Annotated in this window: 22 protein-coding genes; 11 read left to right on the top strand and 11 right to left on the bottom strand. The window is 64.8% G+C overall.

Annotation, left to right across the window (positions count from 1 at the left end; genetic code table 11):
• The first annotated feature begins 154 nt into the window (after positions 1-154).
• Positions 155-1,090, top strand: coding sequence for a ribokinase (gene rbsK, locus BN3266_RS02925; protein WP_059003631.1), 936 nt, complete (start codon positions 155-157; stop codon positions 1,088-1,090).
• 329 nt (positions 1,091-1,419) lie between these two features.
• Here the strand turns inward: rbsK and BN3266_RS02930 are convergent, their stop codons facing one another.
• From BN3266_RS02930 to BN3266_RS02940, 3 genes are read right to left on the bottom strand one after another with little or no spacing between them, the layout of a single operon-like run.
• Positions 1,420-2,277, bottom strand: coding sequence for a YfjL-like protein (locus tag BN3266_RS02930; RefSeq protein WP_059003633.1), 858 nt, complete (start codon positions 2,275-2,277; stop codon positions 1,420-1,422).
• Positions 2,274-2,885 (bottom strand): zf-HC2 domain-containing protein, encoded by a 612-nt coding sequence (locus BN3266_RS13710; protein ID WP_059003635.1) that lies wholly within the window; start codon positions 2,883-2,885, stop codon positions 2,274-2,276. The genes BN3266_RS02930 and BN3266_RS13710 overlap by 4 nt, the downstream gene beginning before the upstream one ends.
• Positions 2,882-3,367: an RNA polymerase sigma factor gene (locus BN3266_RS02940; RefSeq protein WP_059003637.1), complete on the bottom strand. Its 486-nt coding sequence runs from the start codon at positions 3,365-3,367 to the stop codon at positions 2,882-2,884. Before BN3266_RS02940 ends, BN3266_RS13710 begins: the two co-directional genes overlap by 4 nt.
• 202 nt (positions 3,368-3,569) lie before the next feature.
• On the opposite strand from BN3266_RS02940, the gene BN3266_RS02945 reads away from it, so the two are divergent.
• Complete coding sequence (locus BN3266_RS02945; RefSeq protein WP_059003639.1) at positions 3,570-4,241, top strand: HD domain-containing protein; 672 nt, start codon at positions 3,570-3,572, stop codon at positions 4,239-4,241.
• Between the two features lie 8 nt (positions 4,242-4,249).
• Here BN3266_RS02945 and BN3266_RS02950 read toward each other — a convergent pair whose 3' ends face one another.
• Positions 4,250-4,876 carry a Crp/Fnr family transcriptional regulator gene (locus BN3266_RS02950; RefSeq protein WP_059003640.1) on the bottom strand — a complete coding sequence of 209 codons (627 nt, stop codon included), beginning with the start codon at positions 4,874-4,876 and terminating at the stop codon, positions 4,250-4,252.
• A gap of 134 nt (positions 4,877-5,010) precedes the next feature.
• Positions 5,011-5,643 (bottom strand): Crp/Fnr family transcriptional regulator, encoded by a 633-nt coding sequence (locus tag BN3266_RS02955; protein ID WP_059003642.1) that lies wholly within the window; start codon positions 5,641-5,643, stop codon positions 5,011-5,013.
• Positions 5,644-5,710: 67 nt separating this feature from the next.
• Here BN3266_RS02955 and BN3266_RS02960 point away from each other — a divergent pair, with 67 nt between their 5' ends.
• The gene (locus tag BN3266_RS02960; protein WP_082671612.1) at positions 5,711-6,799 is read left to right on the top strand and encodes a BMP family ABC transporter substrate-binding protein; all 1,089 of its coding nucleotides are present in this window, start codon (positions 5,711-5,713) and stop codon (positions 6,797-6,799) included.
• Positions 6,800-6,825: 26 nt separating this feature from the next.
• The gene (locus BN3266_RS02965) at positions 6,826-7,812 is read left to right on the top strand and encodes a nucleoside hydrolase (protein ID WP_082671613.1); all 987 of its coding nucleotides are present in this window, start codon (positions 6,826-6,828) and stop codon (positions 7,810-7,812) included.
• Positions 7,813-7,941: 129 nt separating this feature from the next.
• Here the strand turns inward: BN3266_RS02965 and BN3266_RS02970 are convergent, their stop codons facing one another.
• The 4 genes from BN3266_RS02970 to BN3266_RS02985 form a co-directional block, all read right to left on the bottom strand.
• Positions 7,942-8,412: a hypothetical protein gene (locus tag BN3266_RS02970; protein ID WP_059003646.1), complete on the bottom strand. Its 471-nt coding sequence runs from the start codon at positions 8,410-8,412 to the stop codon at positions 7,942-7,944.
• The gene (locus BN3266_RS02975) at positions 8,405-9,268 is read right to left on the bottom strand and encodes an AraC family transcriptional regulator (RefSeq protein WP_059003648.1); all 864 of its coding nucleotides are present in this window, start codon (positions 9,266-9,268) and stop codon (positions 8,405-8,407) included. The genes BN3266_RS02970 and BN3266_RS02975 overlap by 8 nt, the downstream gene beginning before the upstream one ends.
• Before the next feature lie 137 nt (positions 9,269-9,405).
• Positions 9,406-10,314, bottom strand: coding sequence for an NAD(P)-dependent oxidoreductase (locus tag BN3266_RS02980; RefSeq protein ID WP_059003650.1), 909 nt, complete (start codon positions 10,312-10,314; stop codon positions 9,406-9,408).
• A 29-nt stretch (positions 10,315-10,343) separates the two neighbouring features.
• Positions 10,344-10,838: a deoxycytidylate deaminase gene (locus BN3266_RS02985; RefSeq protein ID WP_021660367.1), complete on the bottom strand. Its 495-nt coding sequence runs from the start codon at positions 10,836-10,838 to the stop codon at positions 10,344-10,346.
• 222 nt (positions 10,839-11,060) lie between these two features.
• Here BN3266_RS02985 and cdd point away from each other — a divergent pair, with 222 nt between their 5' ends.
• From cdd to BN3266_RS03005, 5 genes are all read left to right on the top strand, one after another.
• On the top strand, positions 11,061-11,468 hold the full coding sequence (gene cdd / locus BN3266_RS02990; protein WP_021660369.1) for a cytidine deaminase: 408 nt from the start codon (positions 11,061-11,063) through the stop codon (positions 11,466-11,468).
• Between the two features lie 3 nt (positions 11,469-11,471).
• Entirely contained in the window at positions 11,472-12,359 is an 888-nt protein-coding gene (rsmA, locus tag BN3266_RS02995; protein ID WP_059003652.1) for a 16S rRNA (adenine(1518)-N(6)/adenine(1519)-N(6))-dimethyltransferase RsmA, read from the top strand.
• Between the two features lie 359 nt (positions 12,360-12,718).
• Entirely contained in the window at positions 12,719-13,249 is a 531-nt protein-coding gene (locus BN3266_RS13715) for a hypothetical protein (protein ID WP_154668955.1), read from the top strand.
• A gap of 312 nt (positions 13,250-13,561) precedes the next feature.
• On the top strand, positions 13,562-13,996 hold the full coding sequence (locus BN3266_RS03000) for a hypothetical protein (protein ID WP_059003653.1): 435 nt from the start codon (positions 13,562-13,564) through the stop codon (positions 13,994-13,996).
• 17 nt (positions 13,997-14,013) lie between these two features.
• Positions 14,014-14,643, top strand: a complete 630-nt coding sequence (locus BN3266_RS03005) for a TetR/AcrR family transcriptional regulator (protein WP_059003655.1) — start codon at positions 14,014-14,016, stop codon at positions 14,641-14,643.
• A gap of 226 nt (positions 14,644-14,869) precedes the next feature.
• Here the strand turns inward: BN3266_RS03005 and BN3266_RS03010 are convergent, their stop codons facing one another.
• Positions 14,870-15,784: a phosphotransferase family protein gene (locus BN3266_RS03010; protein WP_059003657.1), complete on the bottom strand. Its 915-nt coding sequence runs from the start codon at positions 15,782-15,784 to the stop codon at positions 14,870-14,872.
• 214 nt (positions 15,785-15,998) lie between these two features.
• On the opposite strand from BN3266_RS03010, the gene BN3266_RS03015 reads away from it, so the two are divergent.
• Entirely contained in the window at positions 15,999-16,853 is an 855-nt protein-coding gene (locus BN3266_RS03015; RefSeq protein WP_059003659.1) for an aldo/keto reductase, read from the top strand.
• A 162-nt stretch (positions 16,854-17,015) separates the two neighbouring features.
• Positions 17,016-17,486, top strand: a complete 471-nt coding sequence (locus BN3266_RS03020; protein WP_059003661.1) for a hypothetical protein — start codon at positions 17,016-17,018, stop codon at positions 17,484-17,486.
• Between the two features lie 74 nt (positions 17,487-17,560).
• Here BN3266_RS03020 and BN3266_RS03025 read toward each other — a convergent pair whose 3' ends face one another.
• Entirely contained in the window at positions 17,561-18,823 is a 1,263-nt protein-coding gene (locus tag BN3266_RS03025; protein ID WP_059003663.1) for an MFS transporter, read from the bottom strand.
• Positions 18,824-18,939: the final 116 nt, after the last annotated feature.

Here is an 18,939-nt window from a genome sequence, read left to right on the forward strand (position 1 = left end):
TCCTGCACAAGGAAAGCCCCCTTTTTTGGCTAGATTTCCAATTTTGCAAAAACGTTTTTACAACCGGTTGACGGAGCCTCTCCGAGAAGGGTACAATGGGTTTATCAAGAAGTTTTCCGGCCCCACGGCGGGCCGGTGAGGGGAGAGATGTTCGATGGCAAAACCAGTGGTGGTATTCGGCAGTTTCGTGGTGGATCTGATGGCCCGGGCGGACCACCTGCCCGTGCCCGGCGAAACGGTCAAGAGCGACCTGTTCAAGATGGGGCCCGGCGGCAAGGGCTTTAACCAGGCGGTGGCCGCCAAGCGGGCCGGCGCCGAGGTGGAGATGGTGACCAAGTTGGGCAAAGACAGCTTTGCCAACGTCTGCCTGGAGATGATGGAGGGCGAGGGGATGGACCGATCCCACGTCTTTGTCACCGACAAGGCGTCCACCGGCGCGGCCCTCATCATGGTGGATGAGCACACCAGCCAAAACCAGATCCTGGTGACCTTGGGCGCCTGCTCCACCTTTGACGACGCCGACATCGCCCAGGTGACCCCCCTCATCGAGGGGGCGGGCATCCTGCTGACCCAGCTGGAGACCAATGTGGACGCGGTGGAAAAGGTGATCGACATCGCCCACCGCAGCGGCACCACGGTGCTGCTCAACACCGCGCCGGTACAGCCCATCACCGACGAGATGCTGCGCCAGGTGGACGTGATCACCCCCAACGAGGTGGAGGCCTCCATCCTCACCGGGGTGGAGATCAAGACACCCGACGACGCCCTGAAGGCCGCCCAGGTCTTTTTGGACAAGGGGGTGGGCCAGGTGGTCATCACCCTGGGCAAACAGGGGGTGCTGGCCGTCACCCCCCAGCGCCACCAGCTCTTTGGCAACTACGATGTGCCGGTGCTGGACACCACCGGCGCGGGGGACGCCTTCAACGGCGGTTTTGTGGCTGCCCTGGCCGAGGGGAAGGACCTCTTTGAGGCCTGCGCCTTCGGCAACGCGGTCTCCAACCTGGCGGTGACCAAGATGGGCACCTCGGTGGCCATGCCCCACCGCGCCGAAGTGGACGCCTTCATCGCCGCAAACGGCCTGATGGGATAGCGCATAACGGTGCAGAAAAAAGCGGCCCGCCCCTGTTGCAGGGGGCGGGCCGCTTTGCCTGCCGCTCGAGCGCCCAAGCTCCCCGGTCCTGCCGGGGGACAAACAGGCTCTCTGGGTGGGAGAGCGCCAATGCCCAACGGCGCAAGAGGAAGGGCGGTCTCCGGGTGCGGAGAACGCGAAAGGACACCCTAACTTGCCAGATGACCGGCGGTGGTGGAGCAGTGCCCCCTAAGGTTTTGATGCCCCTTGAGGAGGCACGCCGGAACAGCGCCCCTCTCGGGCCCGCACGCACCGCCCGCTTTACCGGCGGCTTTGATTGGGCAGAGAAGCTATCCCTCTTTGCGGTGGATGTAGACAGTGAGGCGGTTTTCGTCGAGGGGCTCCCCCTTTTCCAGCCGGCCGCCGCTCTCCTCCATCTGCCGGCGCTCCTCCTCTTCCCGAGCCTCCCCTTCCCGCTGGGCGGCCTCCAGCCGGGCGAGGAGTTCACCGCTCTCGATGTCGGCGGGGGTGAGGCCGTCGATCATGATGGTGGCGCCCTCCTCGGTGGTGGTGAAAAAGTGGTAGCGGGCAAAGGTGCAGCCGGCCGTGGTCAGCTTTTGGTGGGCAGCCTCGAACATCTCCGCCAGGGCAGGAAGGGAGTCGTCCTCCCAGTCGGCGCGGATGGTGAGCTCCCACTGATCGGAGAGGGATTTGGAGAAGGGGACGTCCAGCGGCAGGGCGCGAACGACCGCCTCGGAGGCGCTGCCCTTGCCCCCCAGCGTCACCATCGAACGGTTCCCCTCCAACCCGGGGACCGCTTGGAGGAGGGGGATCACCTCGGCGCTGTAACTCTCCTCCAGCCGCTGGCGGGTGTTCCAGCGGTCGGTGACATAGGTGCCGTAGTCGTCGTGCTTGACCCGGCCGCCCCGCCAGTAGACGGCAAAGTGGGTGTCCTCGCTGTCGGGGCTCTGCACCTGGGCGGTGTACTCGCCGAACTTGAAGTTGTAGCGGGCCTTCTCCACCTGCCACTCCTGCTGGGGATAGGCGGCCTGCAGGTAGGCGACGATGTCCCGCCGCGCCATCCAGGCAGAGAGGGGGTTGCCCACAAAGGCGTTTGCCAAAAAGGCCAGCAGCGCCATCAGCAGCAGGGCGGCCGCCAGGGCCAGGATCTTCAGGGCGGTTTTCTTGCGGGTTCGGTTGGCGTTCATTTTGCACCTCCTGGGTGGTGGGGTCGGGCGGGATCGCCGGGCTCCCGCCGAAAGACAAAGGCCAGCAGCCTGGCGATCACCGCCCCCACCAGGGCGAGCAGGCTGTAAATCAGGGCCATCAAGAAGGGGGAAAAGAGGAGGAGGGAGAGCCCCTCCCCCCACCCCATACTCCCGGGGGAGGTCAGCAGTTCCCAGCCGGCGCGGAGAAACAGCCAGAGGTAGGTCAGCCCAAAACAGCCCAGGGGCGCCCAGGGCCAGCGCCTGCCCAGGGCCAGGGCCCCCGCCGCCCCCGCCAGGGGGAGGAGGAGCAGGTTGTAAAACATGTTGGCCGAATAGGTGATGGCCAGCCCCACCAGGCAGCCCAGCCCGGCCAGCAGCAGCCCTCCGGCCAGCAGCCGGTGGCGCAGGGCGGCCAGCACCCGCTCGTCGCTGGGGGGCGAGGGGGGGAGGAAGGGGGTCTCTCCGGCGGTCTCGGCCCGGCAGGACGGGCAGTGGGCCAGGTGGTCTTCCACCAGGCGGCGGCTCTCCTCGCTGGCCACCCCGTCGCAGACCAGGGGCCAGAGGTCCAGGCAGACCTGGCAGGGGATGTCGGTTCGTTCACCGCTCACAGCGATCCCTCCTTTTCCAGCGCGGCGCGCAGCCAGCGCTTGGTGCGAAAATCGATCACCCGGGCCGACGCCTCGGAAATCTGCAGCCGCCCGGCGATCTCGGCGTAGGGCCAGCCGTCGGCCCGCATCCGCACCACCGTTTCGGCCGGGTCGCCTCGCCGGCGCAGCAGCTCCCCGATGCGCGCCAGGGTCTGGCGGCGGCAGAGGTCGTCCAGCCCGTCGGCCAGGTAGAGGCCCAGCCGCTCGTCGAGGGGGGCGTGGGCGCGCCCCTTTTGCAGCTGCCGCAGCCAGACGTTGCGGGCAATGCCGAAGAGCCAGGTCTTGGCCGTGGACTCCCCCCGGAAGGCGGGAAGGGCCCGCAGCGCCTCCAAAAACGTTTCGGAGAGGAGGTCTTCGGCCAGATTTGGGTCCCGCGCCAGCCCCAACAGGTAGCGGTAGACATCGTCCCGGTACTGCCGGTAAAAGCGCTCGATGGGGTGCAAGGCGGCTCCCTCCTCTCCGGCCGTCGGGCCCATTGGGGTGTCTTCACCTATCTGTCGCCAAAAAGGGGTCCGGCGTTACACCCCCTCTCGAAAAAAAGGGGCAAACTGCAAAATTGTTTGCTTGACGCGGGATAGGATGGGTGCTATCATCAAACATTAAACACAGAGTGGCTGCGCCCTGCAGCCGAGAAGGAGGAGCGGGATGAACGAAAACACCATCACCTATGAGGACATTCGCAGCAACCCGAAAATTCGCACCTACATTCAAAAGGCGGACGAGATGCTCTCGGCCCTGGGCTTTACCGAGCACTCCTTTGCCCATGTGACCCTTTGCGCCCAGAAGGCCGGCGACCTGCTGGCGGCCCTGGGCTACTCCCCCCGGGAGGTGGAGCTGGCCCGCATCGCCGGGTTCATGCACGACATCGGCAACACCGTCAACCGGGTGGCCCATGCCCAGTCGGGGGCGCTGATGGCCTTTCGCCTGCTGGAGGAGCTGGGGATGGCGCCGGAGGAGGTGGCCACGGTGGTGGCGGCCATCGGCAACCACGACGAGGGCACGGCCCAACCGGTCAACCCCGCCTCGGCGGCCCTGATTTTGGCCGACAAGTCGGACGTGCGCCGCAACCGGGTGCGGGGCCCGGTGCGCCACCACGAGATCCACGACCGGGTCAACTACGCCGTCACCAACAGCAGCCTGCAGCTCTCCGAAGACCGGTCGGTCATCCTCCTGCGGCTGGAACTGGACAGCGCCATCTCCGACGTGATGGACTACTTTGAGATTTTCATGCAGCGGATGGTCCTGTGCAAAAAGGCGGCCAATTTCCTCAAGCTGCGCTTTCACCTGGAGATCAACGGGGTGCTGCTGGTCTCGTAGGGGCCCGTTCAGGGGCGAAAGCGCCGCTTGAGACGGGCGGGGTCGGCGATGGCAACGCCCCCTTCCACCAGGGCAATGACCCCGTCGTCCCGCAGCTCCTTCAGATAGCGGTTGACGGTGCGCACCGTGCTGCCCAGAATGGCGGCCAGGGCGTCCTTGTCGACAGCCAGGGGCTGGCCTCGGTTCTGGGCCAGCGTCCAGAGGTATTCGGCCACCCGCTCCTTGGCGGGGCGGTAGAGGTCGAACACCACCTGGCGGGTGTAGTTGAGGATCCCCTGGGCGCAGTACTGCGCCTCCCAAAGGGAGAGGGCGGGGTCGTCGCGGATGATCTCCATAAATTCCCCGGCGGTGATCTGCAGCGCCCGGCAGGGGGTGACCGCTTCGATTTTCACCAGGGAGGCCTCCCCGGTGAGGACGTTCAACTCCCCCAAAAAGATGTCGGGCCCCACCGGGCGGCCGGCCAGATAGGTGCCGTTGGGGAGAAGGCGGAGGGTGCAGACCTGCCCTTCCAGGAGCAGGTAGACGTGCACGGCGATCTCTCCAGGGGAGAAGATGGTCTGCCCGGCGGCGAAGGAGACCGGCCGCCAGCGCCCCAGCTGTTTGCTTGCGCGGAGGAGTTGATATGGGCTGTCCACTGTGGGCGTCCCCCTTTCCCCGTGCCCAGCGGCACGGCTCAAAAGTAGCGCGTTGGAAGATTTACACAAAAAAATATTGATTGTTTGTGCAACAAGGCGGGACAGCGAACCTATTCGCGGTCCTGCCTTATTGTTTACAATGAAATCAGCCCCTTGAGGCGCTGGGGATCGGCGATCCGGACGCCGTCCCCGACGGGGGCGATGATCCCTTCCTCCCGCAGCTCTTTGAGATAGCGGTTCACCGTGCGCACGGTGGTGCCGAGGAAGGTGGCCATAGACGGCTTGTCCAGCCGCAGCGGTTCGCCGCGGCGGCGTGCCTCCCGCAGAAGGTATTCTGCGATCTGCCCTTTGAGGGGGCGGTGGATGTTGGAGACGGTGTCCCGGGTGTAGTTGAGGATCCCCTGGGCGCAGTACCGCGCCGCCCAGAGGCAGAGCTCGTTGTCCCGCCGCAGGATGTCCAGATAGACGCCTGCCGGGGCGCGGAGCATCCTGCAGGGGGTGCAGGCGATGGTGTCCACCAGGGGTGGCTCATCGCAGAGGACAGCCAATTCGCCCAAAAAGGTGCCGGGACCCACCCGCGCCACCTCCAGCTCCACCCCGTCGGTGAGGGGGAGGACGGTGCGCACCTCGCCCTCGACGATCAGGTAGACCTGAACGATGATCTCCCCGATGGAGGAGATCACGTCGCCTGCCTGAAAGGCGACCTCGGTCCACCGGTTCAGGTGACCGTGGCTCTTGAGGATGTCGTAGGGTCCCCGCATCAACATGAAAATCACCCCTTTTGCTCAATAATGGAAAGACAATGACCCAGATGGATTTTTTGGAGGAAGAAAAATGAAGAAGACAATTGCCAGTTTGCTGGCCCTGACCCTTGCCGCCGGCGCCCTGCTTGCCGGGTGCGGCGACCAGAAGGGAGCGGGCGGCGACACATCCGAAAAAAGCGACCTTCGTAACGTGGCCTTTATCACCGGTGCCCTGGGCGACAAGTCCTTTGCCGACCTGGCCTGGGCCGGTGTGAAAAAAGCGGGCGAGGATTACGGGATCGAGGCCAAAGCCGTGGAGTACGGCACCGACAAGGCCAAGATCGCCCCCACCCTGCTCGACACCGCCGAAAACTACGATATTGTGGTCTTCACCGGCAACGAGGTCATCGAGACCTTGGAGCAGTACTACCAGGACTACCCGAACACCAAATTCATCGGCTTTGACATCGACCCCGATTACGAGCTCCACATGGAGAACGTCTTTGCCATCACCTACATGCAGCACCAGGGCGAGTTTTTGGCCGGCGCCCTGGCCCAGAAGATGTCGAACACCGGCACCATCGGCTGTGTGCTCGGCAACGATTCCACCGGCATCAACGACTTTTTGGTGGGCTACATCCAGGGCTCGACCTACGCCAACCCCGAGGGGAAGGTGGCCTCCTCCTACGTGGGGGGCTACACCGACACCGCCAAGGCAAAAGAGTTGGCGCTGGTGCAGATCAGCCAGTCGGGGGCCGACGTGCTCCACCAGGTGGCCGGCGGTGCCGGACTAGGCCTTTTCTCCGCCTGTCAGGAGAGAAAGGTCTGGGGCATTGGGGTGGACGCCGACCAGCGGGAGTTCTTTGTGGACAGCAAACCCGAAATTGCCGACGTGATCCTCACTTCAATGACCAAGCGCAACGACACATCCCTCTACAAAACCATCGGCGAGACCATCAAGGGGGAAACGCCCTACGGCACTAAGGTGAAGTGGGGGGTCAAAGAGGGGGCCACGGTGCTGGCAGAAAACGACTACTATCAAAAACAGGTGCCGCAGGAGACCCGCGACTACATCGACGGCCTGGAAGATAAGATCTCTTCGGGTGAGCTGAAGGTGCAGACTGCCTATGGAATGGAGCAGAGTGTCTTCGTACAGATGCGCGACGGGGTCAAGCCCTAGCGGAAAACCGACCGGGAGGATGAACAATGGATTGCAGCCCCATTTTACAGGCATACTTTGACGCAGGATACGGCCGCGAATGGCCCCAGTCCGCCTGCAGCCCCGACTTTTTGGCCCGGCGCTTGCAGCGCCCCGAAGGGGGCAAGCGGCTGGCGGTGGTGCTGGACACCGACACCTTTAACGAGGTGGACGACCAGTACGCCCTGGCCTACCTGCTCAAAAATCCCCAGCGCTTTGACCTCAAGGCTATTTTAGCCGCTCCCTTCCAAAACATCAAGGCCGAGACCCCGGCTTTGGGGATGGAGCGCTCCTACCAGGAAATTTTGCGGGTCTTAAAATTGGTGGGACAGGAGGAGAAGGCCGAACTGGTCTACCGGGGGGCGGAGCGCTTTCTAAAAGGCGAGACCGAGCCGGAGGACACCCCGGCCGCCCGGCGGCTGGTGGAGTTGGCCCTGGCCCAGCCCGACGACGAACCCCTCTATGTGATCGGCATTGCCGCCGCCACCAACCTGGCCTCCGCCGTGCTGCTGGAGCCCGCCATCTGCCAGAAGATCGTGGTGGTCTGGCTGGGCGGCCACAGCCGGGACTGGCCCAACTGCAAGGGCTTCAACCTCCTGCAGGACATCGCCGCCGCACGGGTCCTCTTCGGCACCGGGCTGCCCCTGGTGCAGTGCCCGGCCAACGGGGTCACCAACACCCTGGCCGTCACCGGCCCCGAGTTGGAGTACTGGCTGCGGGGGAAAAACCCCCTCTGTGACTACCTCTGCGACGTCACCGAGAAGGAGGCGGCCATCTACCACCAGGAGGGCTGTTGGAGCCGCATCATCTGGGACGTGGCCCCGGTGGCCTGGCTGATGGAGGACGATTTCGCCCAGAGCCGGCTGGTCACCAGCGTGCAGCCCTCTTACAGCGGCTACTACGAGGTGGGCTCCCTGCGCCACCTGATGGGCTATATTTACAGCATCGACCGGGACAGGGTGTTTACCGAGCTGTTCCGGGTGCTGAGCAGGTGAGTGCCCGCAAGGGCATTTGAAACCTCCCCTTTTTCCAAACCAGAGCGTCGGGGCCTGCGGGCCCCGGCGCTTTTGGCCGCCAAAAACGCCCCCGCCTCTCAATCGCGAGGCGGGGGCGTTTTGCAGCCGCTATGCGGGCAGTTCGCTCGCGAGCAGGCGCTGGAGGGCGGGGAGGGTCTCCTCCCGCAGGGGAAAGAAGAAGGCGGTGTGCCGGCAGAGCTGCAGCGGCTGTGCGTCCAGGGAGAAGGAGACCCCCATGGGACAGCGGGGGTTGCAGGCCCCGCTCCCCACCAACCGCTTGCAGGGGGCGGCGCGGCGGACGGCGTCCTTCATCCCCTCGGGCAGACTGTCGAGGAGGGCGGCGTCGGCGAGGGCGCGCTGGGGGTAGAGGCGCACCTTGGCCCCTGACTTGCGGCAGACAAAGACCGCCAGGGTGCCCCCTTTGGCCCCCCGCTTGAAGGAGAGGGTGGGCCCGCTCTTGGCCTCTTTAAGGGTACAGGGACACCCGCCCTCGGCGAGCTGCCGGATCAGGGCCTGGGCCACAGGGCGCTCCCCCTCGCCCAGGGCGGCGAGAAAGTGCTCCGGCGCGCCGTCAGCCACGGGGGGACTCCTTCTTGACCACCGGGATCCAGACTTCGTACTGGGTGTTTTGGGGGTCGGGGTTGAGATAGACCTCCACGTCCGGGCCGTCGGCGTACTCGTAGCCCGAGGTGGGCAGCCACTCGGTGACGATGCGCTGTTCCAGCTCCTGGATGGAGCGGCCGGTGCCGCCGCCGGGGAAGACGGCCCAGGTGAAGGCGGGGATGGTGTACTCCTCCAGCCCCTCGGGCGCCGGCTGGCTGGAGGAGACGGCGATGAAATAGCGCCACTCCTCCTCGTCGCCGCAGGCGCTGACCCCCAAAAGCCCCATGGGCGGGGTGTCCATCAGGGCGGCCAGCCGGGGGATGGTGCCGTCGGTCGCGGCCCGCTCCCACATCTGGGGGACGACGGTGAAGTTCTGCTGGATCTCCCGGTGCAGGGGCGCGCTGATCCCCAGGATGCGGATGGGGCCTCTCTCTTCGATGCGGTAGTTCATTTCCTCCACTCCTTTGACGGTGATTTTGAAACTGACGGGAGGGTAGGATTTCAGGGGCACGCCGCCCTTCTTGGCCAGGGACGGGGCGATGCCGTGAACGCCCTGAAAGGCCCGGTTGAAGGCGGTGGGGGAGGCGTAGCCGTAGCGCAGGGCGATGTCGAGGACCGTCTCCTCCCCCCGGCAGAGGTCCACCGCGGCCAGGGACATCCGCCGCCGGCGGACGTACTCGGAGAGGGGGACCCCCGCCAGGTAGCTGAACATCCGCTGAAAGTGATAGGACGAACAGCAGGCAACCTTGGCCGCCTCGTCCAGGTCCAGTTCGCCGGCGAGGTGCTCCTCGATATGGCGCACGGCCAGGTTCAGTTGCTCGATCCACTCCATGAAATCCACTCCTTGTCTCCATCATACCGCCGGGGGCGGAAGGTGTCCTCTCTTTTGGTGGCCGGGTCCTGCGAGGCCGAAAAAACGCGCGGCGGCGGGGGAGAGCGCCCCTGCCGCCGCGCGGGAAAAGCGGGTGTCTACCTGCCCTGTAAAAAGGCCAGGGCGTTGTCCAGCACCTTGCGGCTGAGCCGCTGGTTCATCTGGAGGGAGGCGCCGGAGCCCCGGTGGGTCAGCAGCACCCCCCGCAGCCCCTCCAGTTCGGGGGCGGCGTCGCCGATGCCGCAGCCGTCGCAGAGGTAGTAGTTGTCCCCGTCCTCCGCCAGCCACTCCTTGAGGGCGGCCCGGTCGAAGGTGTCCCCCAAAGAGGTGTTGAGCAACAGCTTCCCGCCGGTGAAGGCGGCAAACTCCTCCCCGCCCAACAGGCGGGTCCCCCGGGGCAGGTGGGTGGAGACGGCGTCGCAGGTCTGCAGCAATTCCTTCAGGGGCAGATAGCGGATGCCCAACTCCTTTTCCACCTGGGGCTTGGGGGTGCGGCTGAAGTAGTAGAGCTGGGCGCCGAAAAACTGCAGGGCGCGGGCCAGCTTGACGCCCACCGTCCCCAGGCCGATGATGCCCACCTTGAGCCCCCCCAGCTCCCGCGGCTCCCCCCGCCAGAGGGGCCCCTCGAAGCCATGGAGCAGGTTGACCAGGGCGGCCACCTCGTACTCGATGACCCCCTCGTCGCCGTAGTCGAAGATGCCGGTCACCGGGATGCCCCGGGCCTCGGCGGCGCGGATGTCCACGTTGGCGCTGTCGGCCCCGTAGAGGCTGCAGCACATCCCGATGTAGCGCAGGCCCGGCGCGGAGGCAATGGCCGCGGCGGAGATGGGGGTCTTGTAGGAGACAAAGAGGGCGTCGCACCCCGCCATCCGGCGGACGGTCTCCTCCTCGCTGTCGGGGGCCGTGTCGAAAAAGTCGACCCGGTCGCAGAGGGCGCGCAGCTCCGCCCGCCCCTCATCGGTCAGATTGGTGGGGTCGATGACCACCGCATGGGAAAATCGCTCCATCCTGTATTCCTCCCTCGGTCGATGAAAATTCAGTAGCCCAGCACGTCGGTCAGGGAATCGTCCTCGTCCACCCAGGCGGACTGGACGTCGATGACCCGGTACTCGTCCCGGGTGTCGCGGATGACCACCGTCTTGATGCCGGCGTTGATGATGAGCCGCTTGCACATGGAGCAGGAGCTGGCGTTCTTGACGTAGTCGCCCCCCTCGCACTCCCGCCCCACCAGGTAGAGGGTGGCGCCGATCATCTTCTGGCGTTCGGCGGAGATGATGGCGTTGGCCTCGGCGTGGACGCTGCGGCAGATCTCATAGCGCTCTCCCCGGGGGATGCCCAGCTTGCTGCGCATGCAGTAGCCCAGGTCGCAGCAGTTCTTGCGGCCCCGGGGCGCGCCCACATAGCCGGTGGAGATGATCTCGTCGTCCCGCACGATGATGGCCCCGTACTTTCGCCGCAGGCAGGTGCCGCGGGTGAGCACGCTCTCGGCGATGTCCAGGTAGTAGTTTGTCTTGTCCCGCCGTCTTTCCATATCCGATCCCTCCCAGGTTGCTTTTTCAAGTTGGTGGCGTTTTCTCTATCATAGGAGATTTTGAAACCGTTTGCAAGGAGATCCCCAATTTTCCAGCGGGGGATGGGGACTGTTCCCAGCCAAAAAAGTGTGCTATAATGGCCGCAGGACAGCCCGCCCGGCGCGACCGGGCCCAAGCGGGCGGCCCACCGGCCGCCACCTGATTTTGAGGAGGTCATTTCCATGACAAAAGAGCAAGAGAAGATTCTCATCGAAAAATCCATCGCTTCCTGCGAGGGGGCCTATGTGCCCTACAGCGGCTTTCACGTGGGCGCCTGCGTGCTGGGCGAGGACGGCAAGTTCTACACCGGCTTCAATGTGGAGAACGTCTCCTACGGCGCCACCATCTGCGCCGAGCGCTCGGCGGCCATCAACATGATGACCAACAGCTCCTCCCGCAAGATCCTCGCCCTGGCCGTGGCCGCCGGCGACACCTGTGACACCATGCCCTGCGGCATCTGCCGGCAGTTCCTCTGCGAGTTCATGGCGCCCGACGCCCCGGTCTACACCGTGGCCAGAAACGGCGACTACATGGTCAAGACCTTTGCCGAGATCATGCCGTTCGCCTTCACCTCCTTCAAGAAGGACTAGCGGATGCCGCAGCTCTGGAAGATTGGCTCCATCAAGGACATCCTCTCCCGGCACGGCTTCACCTTCTCCAAGGCCCTGGGCCAGAATTTCCTCATCAACCCCACCGTCTGCCCCCGGATGGCGGAGGTCTCCGGCGTCACCCCCGACAGCGGGGTGATCGAGGTGGGCCCCGGCATTGGGGTGCTGACCGCCGAGCTCTCCAAGCGGGCGCGCAAGGTGGTGGCCATCGAACTGGACGACCGGCTGCTGCCGGTGTTGGAGGAGACCCTGGGCGGCCGGGAGAATGTGACGGTGGTGCACGGCGACATCCTGAAAATCGACCTGAAAGGGCTTATCGAGCGGGAGTTCGCCGGGATGGAGGTCTGCCTCTGCGCCAATCTGCCCTACTACATCACCTCCCAGGTCATCATGCGCCTGCTGGAGGAGCGGCTGCCCCTGAGATCCATCACCGTGATGGTGCAGAAGGAGGCGGCCGCCCGTCTCTGCGCCCCCCTGGGCAGCCGGGAGTGCGGCGCGGTGACGGTGGCGGTGCGCTATTTCAGCGAGCCGCGGGTGGTCTTTGGGGTCTCGGCGGGGAGCTTTCTCCCCGCCCCCAAGGTGGACTCGGCGGTGATCCAACTGGCGGTGCGGGAGCGTCCCCCGGTGGAAGTGGAGAGTGAGCGGGCCTTTTTCCGGGTGGTGAAGGCCGCCTTCGCCGGCCGCCGCAAGACCGCCGTCAACAGCCTCTCCATGAACCTGGGGCTGCCCAAGGAGACGGTGTCCGCCGCCTTTGAAGGCGCGGGGATCGCCTCCACCGTCCGGGCGGAAAACTTCTCCATGGAACAGCTGGCCGCGCTGGCGGCCGCCCTCTTCCCCCAGACGGGATCGCCACAGGGTGAAAAAGAGAGATAACAGAAAAAGTTCCCGTGGGCTGTCAGGCCCGCGGGGGCTTTTTTGTGGGCCGGAGCAGGAAAATACCTCCTTCTGCGCGGCGGAGGTGGGGAGGGTCCGGGGCTGCGGGCTGAGGCAAAAACGGCAGTTTCCGCCGCCTTTACCGGTGGGAAACGCACCCTACCGCCCGGTCGGAAACCCTTCCATGGAACAGTTGTCCGCACTGGCGACTGCCCTCTGCTCCTATTCCCAGACGGGATCGCTGCAGGGTGAAAAAGAGAGATGACAGAAGAAGTCCCCGTGGGTTCAGGCCTGCGGGGGCTTTTTTGCAGGCTGGAGCAGGGAAATACCACTTTCTGCGCGGCGGAGGTGGGGAGGGTTTGGAGCTGTTCACCGAGGCAAAAGCAGCGTTTTCCGCCATCTTTGCTGGCGTGAAAATTACCCACCGCCCGGGAGGAGGCCCCTCCGTGGAAAAGCCAGCCAAACTGGCGACCGCCCTCTGCCCTTCTTCCCAAACGGGATCGCCGCAGGGGGAAAGAGAGATGACAGAAGAAGTCTCCGTGGGCTGCCAGGCCTGCGGGGACTTTTTTGTGGGATGGAGCAGAGAAATACCCCTTTCTACGCGGTGGGGGTGGGGAAGGTTCGGGACTATTCACCGAGGCAAAAGGGACGTTCCCACCGCCTTTGCCGAAGTGGAAATCGTCCTCGCTGCCCAGGCGGAAACCTCTTCCATGGAACAGTCGGCCGCACTGCCGTCTACCCTCTGCTCCTATTCCCAAACGGGATCGCCGCAGAGGGAAAAGAGAGATAACAGAAAAAGTTCCCGTGGGCCGCCAAGCCTGCGGGAACTTTTTTGTGGGCCGGAACAGAGAAATATCACCTTTTGTGCAGCGGGGATGGAGAGTGTTTGAGGCGGGCTGCCAAGCCTTCATTCTTTCCGCGGGGGGGGGATAGAGGAATGGCCCTTTCTGTGTGCGAAGACGGAGAGGGGGCTGCCCGCCGAGGCAAAAGGGACGTTTTCCGCCGCCTTTCCCGGTGGGGAACACACCTCGCTGCCCGAACGGGAACCCTCTCTGTGGGGCAATGGGCTGCACAGGAGTCCGGTGGGAAGTGCCAGGGCTTTGCTCCCAAACAGAAAAATCACTTGACAGGAGAACGATTGTTAGCTAATATAAAAGCGAACGAACGTTAGCTTAATGGCGGCCTGCCGCCGAGGAGGTTTTATGAAACTCTATTTTGGAAAATCGACCCTGACCACCCTGCTGCTGGCGGGGTTTGTGGCCTATGCGGCCCTCGCCTTCTGGCGGCGGGCGGAGATCCAGCACTGGGGCCGCAGGACCCTGTTGGTGTTGGCCTGGGGGCTGGTGCTCTGCGCACAGGCCGCCGTGCGGGACGGCTACCACCTCTCGGTGCAGCACGCCATCGACGGCAGCTGCGCACCCGGCCTCTTCGCCGCTGCGGGCCCCCAGGCCATCGTCGGCGGGGCGCTGGCGGCAGCGGTGGTCCTCTGCGCGATCATCACCCCCTTTGTGGGCAGCCAGTCGGGGCGGCGGGGGTTGTTTTTCACGGCCACCGGGTGTATGCTGGTGAAAATTGCCTTTGTAGAACTCTCCCGCGTCTGGTTCTGGCTGTCGGGGAGCACAGGCTGGAAATTCTGACAGAAAAGAGGGGTCGCATGCCCAGGCGAAACACCAAGGAGATCATTTTGGAGAGGGCGCTGGACCTCTTTTCCCAGCGGGGGTACGCCGGGGTCAGCGTGCGGGACATCGCCGCCGCCGTGGGCATCCGCGAGAGCTCGCTCTACAAACACTTTCCGGGCAAGCGTGCCATCTTTGACGCCATTGTGGAGGAGATGCGGGGCCGGTATGCCGCCGCTGAGCGGGCCCTGCAGGTCCCCCAGGCGGGGGAGGGGGACCTCGCCGCAGCCTACGGCGAGATCGGGCCGGAGCAGCTGGCAGACCTCTGCCGGAAGATGTTCCTGCACAGCACCCGCGACCCCTACGCCACCCAGTTTCGCAAGATGCTCACCATCGAGCAGTACGCCTCGCCCGAGGTGATGGCGACCTACCGAGACTTCTTTCTGGACGGGCCGATTGCCTTTCAGACCGAGCTTTTTTCCCGGATGATCGCCCAGGGCTATTTTCGCGAGGGGGATGCAAAGGCCATGGCCCTGCAGTTTTACGGGCCCATCTTCCTGCTGCTCTCCCGCTGCGCCGGACCGGAGGACGAGGAGGACTGCCTGGCCCTGTTGGAGCGGCATGTGGCTCAGTTCGCCGCCGACCACGGGAGCGGTGCAGAACAATAAAGAGAGGGGCGGCCGAATCATCGGCCGCCCCTCTCTTGTCTCTGTCGTCGGGGAAAGGGGGGATGGTGCGCCGCCGGATGACAGGGCAGGCGGCCCGACTTTGCAGGGCTACTTGTGGGGAGGGAGGAGCGCCTCCCTCCCCCCTCTCTCCCCGCCCCGTGCCCGGGAGAGCGGGCCTGGCCGGACAGGGCGCAGAGAAAAGGGGCAAGGCGGAGGCTGCCGCTCTCTAGGTGGGGAGACCCTTCCACTCCCGGTACCAGCGGGGGACCGGCTGGGCAAAGCCGTCGTAGTCGGCCAGGGCGCTGCGGCAGCGGGCCTGCATATCCGCCACCTTGGCGGGACCAAAGGCCTCGGCCCACTCGACGGCGCCGAGGGAGTTGTAGGCGACATAGGCCGCCAGGGCCTGCCAAAAGGGTCCCGGGGGCTCCCCCTGCCAGTAGCCCTGCACCTGCCCCACCGAGAAGGGAACGCTGACGGGGACGTCAAAGGCCTGGACCATGCGAAACTCCTCCCACCCGTCGCCGATGCGCTGGCGGTTGAAGTCGATGATCCCCACCCGCCCCTGGGGGGTGAAAATCAGGTTGCCCAGGTGAAAGTCGCCGTGCAGGTAGACGGCCGGTCGGGCCGCCAGCAGGGGCAGTTGGGCTTTGACCAGGTCGAGGGCGGCCTGGTCCCCCTCGACCCGCGCGCCGCTCTGCTCGTATCGGGCCAACTTGTCCAGCCGCCGGCCGAGCAGGTCCTCCGCCCCCTCCCCCGGCGAGAGGGGGAGGCTGTGCAGCGTCCGCAGGAACTGGCCGGCCTCCCGCCCCAGCCGGTACTGCTCATCCGGCGCAAGGCGGGGGAGGGCGGTCTCCAGCGACTCGCCCTCGACCCATTCCAGCAGCATGTAGAGGGACCTGCCGCCCTGGCACTCGCCCATCTCCACCGCGCGGGAGAGGGGGAAAGGCAGCTCGCCGAAGCGGTGGATGCGCCGGTACTCCACCTCTTTTTGGGGGCGCTGCTGTGCATCAGTGATCCGCAGGAGAAAGTCCTCTCCCGCCCGGGTGCGCACCCGGTACTTTCGCTCGGCCGACCAGCCGGCGAGGATGGGGGTCACCTCGTCCCAGCGCCCGGCGCCGGGGATGTCCTGCCACTCGTTCACACGCGCTTCCTCCTTTTCGGGCCGCCTTTCCGGCGGCGTTTTGCCGTGGGAGAACAGGATACCACCCAGCGGAAAAAAAGACAATGGCGCGGCCGCTTTTTTGAAGGGAAAATGGCAAAAGTTCACAAAATCTTCCCTTTTGCCCCGGCGCGCCGATGGTATACTAAAGACGGCCTTTGGCCTATACGGAAACACGAGAGCCGGGAGGTTTGGAATGAAGGACCTACAAGACTGCTATATTTTGAAAAACGGCGTCAAAATGCCCTGTGTGGGCTATGGCACCTACAAGACCCACGAGGAGGAGACCTACCGGGCGGTGCGGGCGGCCATCGACATCGGCTACCGCCACATCGACACCGCCTCCCTCTACGGCAACGAGGCGGCGGTGGGCCGGGCCGTTCGGGACTGCGGCCTCCCCCGGGAGGAGCTGTTTGTCACCAGCAAGCTGTGGAACGACGACCAGGGCTACGAGTCCACCCTGGCGGCCTTTGCGCGCACCCTGGAGCAGTTGGGGATGGACTATGTCGACCTCTACTTGATCCACTGGCCCATCCCCGAGGGGCGGGAGGGGGAGTGGCAGACCCTCAACCAGGAGAGCTGGCGGGCCATGGAGGAGCTCTACCGGGCCGGCAAGATCCGGGCCCTGGGGGTGAGCAACTTCCTCCCCCACCACCTGCAGTCGCTGATGGACACGGCGCAGGTGCCGGTGATGGTGGACCAGCTGGAGATCCACCCCATGCGCCACCAGCGGGAGGCGGTGAACTTCTGCCAGCGAAACGGCATTCAGGTGGAGGCCTGGGCCCCCCTGGTGCGGGGGCGCGCCTTTGATGACCCGGTGCTGCGCTCGCTGGCCGAGAAGTACCAGAAGACGGTGCCCCAGATCTGCCTGCGCTGGAGCATGCAGCAGGGCATCGTCCCCCTGCCCAAATCGTCCCACGAGGGGCGGATCCGGGAGAATGCCGACATCTTTGACTTCGCCCTGGCCCCCGAGGACATGGCAAAACTCCTCACCCTGGACGGCGAGCTGGGGGTGGGCCGCCACCCCGACCACTTCGGCGAGAAGAGGTAGCGTCTGCCCGGCTGCAAAACCTGTCGATCGGTGGGCGCACAGCGGTGGAAAATAGCGGTTTTGGTTGCTTTTTGCCCTCCTTTTGTGCTATCCTTAAAACCAAGTAAGGCCGCGCAGGCAGATGTGCTGTTGGCGCGGCCGGTTTAAGAGGAGTGCAATCGTATGAAATCCATCTTCCGCAAGATCGCCTGTCTCTCCCTGGCGGCGCTGGTTGCCCTGGGCGCCCTCACCGGCTGTGGGAAGAACAGCTACGTGTCCAAGCTCAACGAGGTCACCGAGGCCTGCAATCCCATTGTCGACGAGTTCAACACCGCCCTGAAAAACTTCGAGTCCGAAGAGGGCGCGGGCCAGATCGGGGACATTCTGGACCGGCTGCAGACCGAGTACAAAAAGATCCTCGAGGTCAAGGCCCCCAAGGGCTATGAGGACTGCACCGAGAAGTTCCAGGAGGCGGCCGACAAGCTGGACGCGGGCATCGCCCTCTACAAAGAGGCCCTCGCCACCCCGATCAGCGACGAGATGACCGCCGAGGAGCGCAAGGCCTACACCGAAAAGATCTCCCAGGGCGACGATCTCTTTAAGGAGTATCAGACCGCCTACCAAGAGGGGATCAACCTGGTCAACAGCAAATAGGGGCAGCCGCCCAAAGAAGAAGCCCCCTCTCCCCAACAGCGGGAGAGGGGGCTTTTGTTTTCTCTTTTACTCGCTCACTCGGCCGCGAGGGCCTCTTCCCGGGGGGCGGATCTCTTTTGGCGGGGGAAGATCAACTGGCAGACGGCGGCCATGGCCACGGCGGTCACGGCGAAGGTGGCGTAGGCGGGCCGGTAGCTGCCCATGCTGTCAAAGACCGCGCCCATCACCAGGGGGGTCAACATGTCGCCAAAGCGGGTGAAGGCGGTGAGGAAGCCGTAGATGGCGCTGTAATCCCGCAGTCCGTAAAGGTTTTGGGTCAGGATGGGGTAGGCCACCGAGCCGTAGGCGCAGCCCAGGCCGGAGCCGAGGACCACCAGCACCAGGAAGAGGGGGGAGGCGTGGGCGAAGAGGCAGCCGATGAGCCCCACCACCGTGGCGGCGTAGGCCGAGAGGGTTGCGATGCGGATGCCCAGCTTGTCGTAGAGGGTGCCCAGCAGCAGTTTGCCCACCGCCAGCGAGCCCATACAGGCCGCCGAGATCAGGGCCGAGGTCTGCAGGGAGTAGCCCACGTCGCTGACGTGGGGGGCGATGTTGATCATCAGCCCGTACATGCACAGCTCACTGACGATGATGCAGAGGCAGAAGGCCCAGAAGCGGGGGGTCTTGACCACCTGACCGAAGGTGAAGCCCTCGCTCATCTGGGCGGTGGGGGCCTGTTCCCCCTTCTCCCCCAGGGGGAGAAGGCCCATGTCCTCCGGCCTGTTGCGGATGACGAGGAAGACGATGGGGATGAGGGTGACCCCCATGATGGCCGCCAGGATCTGAAAGCTGACCCGCCAGCCCATCCCCTCGATAAGGACCCCGGCCAGGGAGTTGAAGAGCATGCCGCCCACGCCGCTGCCCATAAAGGCCAGCCCCAGGGCAAAGCCCCGCTTCTCGTGAAACCAGTTGCTCAGCAGGATGGAGAGGGGCACCATGTGCACAGTGCCCAGCGCCAGCCCCAGCACCGCCGAAATCAGGTAGAAGACCCAGATGGACGAGGCCAGGGAGTAGCAGAAAAAGCTGACGGTCAGGGCGATGGAGCTGACCTTCATCACCTGTTTGACGGCGAAGCGGGAGAAGATCCTGCCGCTGAGCAGGGCGGTGACCATCATCGCCGCATTGGAGATGGTCTGCATGGCCCCCACCGACTGGCGGGAAAAGCCGAAATGGGCGCAGATGGGCTTGATGAACAGGCTGAAGCAGTTGGTGGCGATGCCCATGGAGACCGCCATCACCACAAAGGCCGCCCCCACGATCACCCAGCCGTAGAAAAACGGTTTGCGAGTCTTTTGCACGGTGTCAATCCTCCTCAACGTCCCCGAAAACCGAGCGGCTGCCCGGTTTTCGACAATACGTGTTCATTTTAGCGCAATTTGACGGGGCGGGCAAGGGGCGGCGCAAAATTTGAGGG

This window comes from Bittarella massiliensis (ex Durand et al. 2017) (assembly GCF_001486165.1).
Taxonomy (GTDB): Bacteria; Bacillota; Clostridia; order Oscillospirales; family Ruminococcaceae; genus Bittarella; species Bittarella massiliensis.

What these genes read in the sequence shown, in the direction of transcription:
- BN3266_RS02980 (WP_059003650.1), bottom strand. Translation starts at nt 10,314, where the DNA reads ATGGAGCGATTTTCCCATGCGGTGGTCATCGACCCCACCAATCTGACC.
- BN3266_RS02985 (WP_021660367.1), bottom strand. Translation starts at nt 10,838, where the DNA reads ATGGAAAGACGGCGGGACAAGACAAACTACTACCTGGACATCGCCGAG.
- BN3266_RS03020 (WP_059003661.1), top strand. Translation starts at nt 17,016, where the DNA reads ATGAAATCCATCTTCCGCAAGATCGCCTGTCTCTCCCTGGCGGCGCTG.
- BN3266_RS02965 (WP_082671613.1), top strand. Translation starts at nt 6,826, where the DNA reads ATGGATTGCAGCCCCATTTTACAGGCATACTTTGACGCAGGATACGGC.
- rbsK (WP_059003631.1), top strand. Translation starts at nt 155, where the DNA reads ATGGCAAAACCAGTGGTGGTATTCGGCAGTTTCGTGGTGGATCTGATG.
- BN3266_RS02955 (WP_059003642.1), bottom strand. Translation starts at nt 5,643, where the DNA reads ATGTTGATGCGGGGACCCTACGACATCCTCAAGAGCCACGGTCACCTG.
- BN3266_RS03005 (WP_059003655.1), top strand. Translation starts at nt 14,014, where the DNA reads ATGCCCAGGCGAAACACCAAGGAGATCATTTTGGAGAGGGCGCTGGAC.
- BN3266_RS02975 (WP_059003648.1), bottom strand. Translation starts at nt 9,268, where the DNA reads ATGGAGTGGATCGAGCAACTGAACCTGGCCGTGCGCCATATCGAGGAG.
- BN3266_RS03015 (WP_059003659.1), top strand. Translation starts at nt 15,999, where the DNA reads ATGAAGGACCTACAAGACTGCTATATTTTGAAAAACGGCGTCAAAATG.
- cdd (WP_021660369.1), top strand. Translation starts at nt 11,061, where the DNA reads ATGACAAAAGAGCAAGAGAAGATTCTCATCGAAAAATCCATCGCTTCC.
- BN3266_RS02930 (WP_059003633.1), bottom strand. Translation starts at nt 2,277, where the DNA reads ATGAACGCCAACCGAACCCGCAAGAAAACCGCCCTGAAGATCCTGGCC.
- rsmA (WP_059003652.1), top strand. Translation starts at nt 11,472, where the DNA reads ATGCCGCAGCTCTGGAAGATTGGCTCCATCAAGGACATCCTCTCCCGG.
- BN3266_RS02960 (WP_082671612.1), top strand. Translation starts at nt 5,711, where the DNA reads ATGAAGAAGACAATTGCCAGTTTGCTGGCCCTGACCCTTGCCGCCGGC.
- BN3266_RS03000 (WP_059003653.1), top strand. Translation starts at nt 13,562, where the DNA reads ATGAAACTCTATTTTGGAAAATCGACCCTGACCACCCTGCTGCTGGCG.
- BN3266_RS02945 (WP_059003639.1), top strand. Translation starts at nt 3,570, where the DNA reads ATGAACGAAAACACCATCACCTATGAGGACATTCGCAGCAACCCGAAA.